The sequence below is a fragment of the Polaromonas sp. P1_G4 genome (assembly GCF_056405475.1).
The window spans coordinates 1-4,326 of the sequence record NZ_JBFUCA010000369.1; the positions used below are offsets into that span (position 1 = coordinate 1).

The following is a 4,326-nucleotide window of genomic DNA, read 5'->3' on the forward strand; positions in this document are numbered from 1 at the left end:
AAGCCCTCCTTTGGCTGAGCGGAACGAGCCGCCATCCCACAGCGTGTTGCCGTCTTTGCCCCGCAGCCTGAAAGCGGTGAGGGCGCTGCCGTCCAGCAGGTTCATGCCTATCCAGTCCCAGCCCATGGCGTCTGAATGCAGGATCTCTTCGCTCCACTCGTGGTCCAGCCAGGCTGTTCCGGTGACGGCAAAGTTTTTCCCTTTGACTTGCAGGTTGCCGCGCATGGCGAGCTGCGGCTGGCTATAGTAGTAGCTGGCCTGCTTTTCGTCAGGCCCTTTGCGCGACAGGCCTTTGTTGCCCTGCAGCAGCACGCCCTGCGTTTCTTCGAACTGCAGCTTGAGTGCAAAGTCGCTGGCCGGCAGCTCAGCGGTGTACCTTGCGCCTTCGGCTTTCAGGGACCAGTCGCGCAGCTTGACGGCCATGTCCTTCTCGCTGGCCATTGCAACGCCAAAACCTTCCCGTGCGATGCGCTGGTCGTGCCAGAGTTTGTTGCCCTGCACATCGGTGATGGCGGCATGCGCAAAAACCAGCTGCCTTGCGGCGAATTTTGACGACATGCCCTGCGTATCGTCCACGCGTGAACGGAAAAAGGTCAGCTGAAAGCCGAAGAGGCGCCCACCCGCTGCACCACCCGCAGCGCTGGCCGTGGCCTGGCCGGTGATGTACCACCACTCGGTGCGAAAGCCGGGATGGGCACCGCGGTCGCGTGGGAACGCCAGTGTTTTGGCCGGCAGGGCGTGGGCTTCCAGGCCAGCCAGGCTCGCCAGGCCGGCCGCGCCTCCCAGCAACAGCTGGCGTCTTGGCAAACCGGCGGGCAGGGGCGGGCGCATGCAGGCTCCGGGGTTCTTCAGGCCGGCACCGGCCGCATCAAGCGGTTGATCTGCTCGTTCGCTGCCGTGCAGTCCCCCATTTTTTCAGCGACCCAGCTGGCGTTGTAGTACGTGGGCAGGTAACGCTCGCCGGAGTCGCACAGCAGCGACAGGATAGAGCCCTGTTCTCCGCGCGGCAGCATTTCATGCGCCAGTGTGAGCATGCCCACCAGGTTGGTGCCGGTCGAAGGCCCGACCCTGCGGCCCAGCAGCTGCGACAAGGCCTGCATGGCGGCCAGCGAGTCCACGTCGGCCACTTCCACCATGCGGTCTATCACCGTGCGGATAAAGCTGGCTTCCACGCGCGGGCGGCCAATGCCTTCAATGCGCGAGCCTGCGCCGGTGAGGCCGGCATCGCCGGTGCGGTGATAGGCGCTGAAAACAGACCCCATCGGGTCAGCCACGCACAGCTGGCTGCCGTGACGCTGGTAGCGCACGTAGCGCCCGATGGTGGCGCTGGTGCCACCCGTGCCGGCGCCCACCACAATCCAGCGTGGCACCGGGTGCCGCTCGCGGGCCATCTGGCTGAACATGCTTTCGGCGATGTTGTTGTTGCCGCGCCAGTCGGTGGCGCGTTCGGCATAGGTGAACTGGTCCATGTAGTGTCCGCCGGTCTCGAGCGCCACCTTGCGCGCTTCGTCGTACACCTGCACCGCGCTTTCCACCCAGTGGCAGCGCCCGCCATAGAACTCAATCTGCGCCACCTTCTCGGGCGAGGTGCTGCGCGGCATCACCGCGACAAAGGGCAGGCCCAGCAGCCGCGCGAAGTAGGCTTCGCTGACTGCGGTGGAGCCACTGGACGCTTCAACGACAGTGGAGTTCTCGTGGATCAACCCGTTGCACAGCGCATACAAAAACAGCGAACGTGCCAGCCGGTGCTTGAGGCTACCGGTGGGATGGGTGGATTCGTCCTTGAGGTAAAAATCAATGCCGCGCGCAGCGAACTCCGGCAGCGGCAGCGGAATCAGGTGCGTGTCGGCGCTGCGCAGGTAGTCGGCCTCAATGCGGGCGATGGCGGCGCTGAGCCAGGAGCTGCTGGAAGTCTGGAGGGAAGTCATTGCCTGATTCTCGCAGCAAGACCTGTTGGCGTAAAACGTCTTTTACCGGCTTGCCGGCCGGCGCAGGGGCTTCAGCGCCATTCCCAGTGGCGGGGCCCAAGGTCATTCATCAGGCCGGGAATTTCACTGCGGCCAATGCCGATGTCATTGAGCTGGTGGTCGTTCATCAGCCGCAGCTCATTCAGGTTCCGTCGCCTCTGCGCGTTTTTGCGCAGGGCGGCCAGAAACCTTTGGCCCAGCTCTGTGACTGGAAAGCTGGGCAGGGCTCCCGGAAAAATTCTCATTGTCTTCGTCAGCATTTCGCGCACTCCTGGTAGGAAGTGCCCTATGGTGCTAAAAATCATGATATTGTGGAAGTTGAATTTTCTGATCGAAATTATCAGGATTACTGATAGATACACTTCCATGCGCGAACTGAACCTGGACCAATTAAGAACGCTGGTGGCCATTACCGACCTGGGCACCTTTTCTGCCGCAGCGCAGGGCCTGCACCTGGCGCAGCCCACCGTGAGCCTGCATGTGAGCGAGCTTGAAAGCCGTTTGGGCACGCCGCTGGTGGTGCGCGGCGGTCGGCGCGTTGAGCCCACACCGGCAGGCGCCGTGCTGGTTGAGCGGGCCCGCCGCCTGCTGCGCGACGCCGACGATGCGGTCGATGCGGTGAAGCGCCACGTCGAGGGCCGCACAGGCCGGGTCCGGCTGGGCACCACCACCGGCGTGCTGGTGTACTTTTTGCCGCAGGTGCTCAAGGCCATGGAGCAAGCCCACCCCGACATCGATGTCGAGGTCAGTATTCTTGGTTCCGCCGACACGCTGCAGCGATTGCTGGACGGCACGCTCGATGTCGGCCTGGTCGCCACACCGCCGCCTGCGCAGCGCGGCATGGTGATCACCCACTGGCGCAGCGACCCGATGATGGCGTTTGTACCCAAGCGCTGGAAGGCACCCAAACATGCCACGCCCGCATGGCTGGCCACCCGCCCGCTGATCTTCAACGAAACCCCGACCCACATGTACCGCATGACCATGGCCTGGTTTGCCGACGCGGGCTTCACGCCGCGCGCACGCATTGAGCTCAACTACTCAGAGGCCATCAAGAGCCTGGTGGCCGCCGGTTACGGCGCTGCGGTGCTGCCGAGGGAACAGTCGCTGGAAGAATCCAACGTGCGGCATGACGTGCAGCTGGTGCCGCTCAAGCCCGCACTGACTCGCCACACGGCCATGGTCCACAGGCCGCTCGATACGCTCGACGGCGCCACCCGCAACCTGCTCAAGACACTGGCGAGTTTTCGGCAGGCCTGAGCAGGGGCGTGGCCGCGACAACGGGACGCTGCTGACGGCACTCAATTTCGCCTTTTTTTCAGAGTTCACAAAAAAAGTTGCGCCAGGATGTCGATTGGGGACTATCCCGAACGTCGTGAGGTAGGTGACCGGTCAATCGCATGTCCGGCATCAACAAAACACTCAACCAGGCATCTCAGCAAAAGGAGAAACCACCATGACCCTTCCGACGACCCCTACCATGACGGCCTTTGAGCGTTCGCCCGACCGCGGCCGTGGGCTGGCGCGTGACATGCGCGTTCGCTGGGCGCTTGAAGAAGTGGGGCAGCCTCACGAGGTTCGTCTTGTTTCGTTTGCGGCGATGAAGGAGCCCGCGCATCGCGCGCTTCATCCTTTCGGGCAGATTCCGACCTATGAAGAAGGTGATCTCGCGCTGTTCGAGTCAGGGGCCATCGTGTTCCATATTGCTGAGCGCCATAAAGGCCTGCTGCCAGACGATGCAAATGCCCGCGCTCGCGCCGTCGCATGGATGTTTGCCGCGCTCAACACGGTAGAGCCGCCCATCATTGACCGCTCAATGGCGGTGCTCTTCGAGCGTGACAAGCCCTGGTATGCGGACCGCCTGCCCGCCCTTGAGGACAGCGTCCATGCGCGGCTGGGCGACCTTTCCAGCCGGCTGGGCAATTCCGACTGGCTTGACGGTGCATTCAGCGCAGGAGACCTGCTGATGGTGACGGTGCTGCGCAGGGCGGCCGTATCGGGGCTGCTGGAGAAATACCCGAACCTTTCGGCCTATGTGGCCCGTGGTGAAGCGCGGCCAGCGTACCAGCGTGCTTTTGATGCGCAATTGGCGGTTTTCACTGGCGGGTCATCGGCCGCCTGAGGAGGGTCAGCCTTTGGGGCCGGTTGTTTTACGGGCTGATGAGAAAAAGCGCTTCCGTTTGGGTCATTGCCGACACTGCAGCAAGCTCATTTTATCTTGGAAAAGTATTCCCAGAATCTTCCGGTGTGGATCCAGTAGAGCGTTGGGCTTAAAAAATGCAGGTGTTGCGCTGTTTCTTCACCGATGCGGCCAAACACAACAACCATGCTTGTTTCTGACTTCCAAATAACCCGATAC

The 4,326-nt window shown here is 62.5% G+C and carries 5 protein-coding genes; 2 read left to right on the plus strand and 3 right to left on the minus strand.

The features are described 5' to 3' along the window. The 3 genes from AC1D1X_RS16740 to AC1D1X_RS16750 all read right to left on the minus strand — a co-directional run. Positions 1-831: lipocalin-like domain-containing protein (locus AC1D1X_RS16740; protein WP_477698697.1), on the minus strand; the 831-nt coding region annotated here is incomplete at its 3' end. Positions 832-848: 17 nt separating this feature from the next. After that, positions 849-1,928, minus strand: coding sequence for a PLP-dependent cysteine synthase family protein (locus AC1D1X_RS16745; RefSeq protein ID WP_477671167.1), 1,080 nt, complete (start codon positions 1,926-1,928; stop codon positions 849-851). Positions 1,929-1,999: 71 nt separating this feature from the next. Beyond that, positions 2,000-2,335: a DUF1127 domain-containing protein gene (locus AC1D1X_RS16750; RefSeq protein WP_477671166.1), complete on the minus strand. Its 336-nt coding sequence runs from the start codon at positions 2,333-2,335 to the stop codon at positions 2,000-2,002. On the opposite strand from AC1D1X_RS16750, the gene AC1D1X_RS16755 reads away from it, so the two are divergent. Both AC1D1X_RS16755 and AC1D1X_RS16760 read left to right on the plus strand, forming a co-directional pair. Further along, complete coding sequence (locus tag AC1D1X_RS16755; RefSeq protein WP_477671165.1) at positions 2,334-3,227, plus strand: LysR family transcriptional regulator; 894 nt, start codon at positions 2,334-2,336, stop codon at positions 3,225-3,227. The two genes, AC1D1X_RS16750 and AC1D1X_RS16755, sit on opposite strands and share 2 nt — an antisense overlap. A 196-nt stretch (positions 3,228-3,423) precedes the next feature. Then, entirely contained in the window at positions 3,424-4,089 is a 666-nt protein-coding gene (locus AC1D1X_RS16760) for a glutathione S-transferase family protein (protein ID WP_477671164.1), read from the plus strand. The last annotated feature ends 237 nt before the right edge of the window (positions 4,090-4,326 follow it).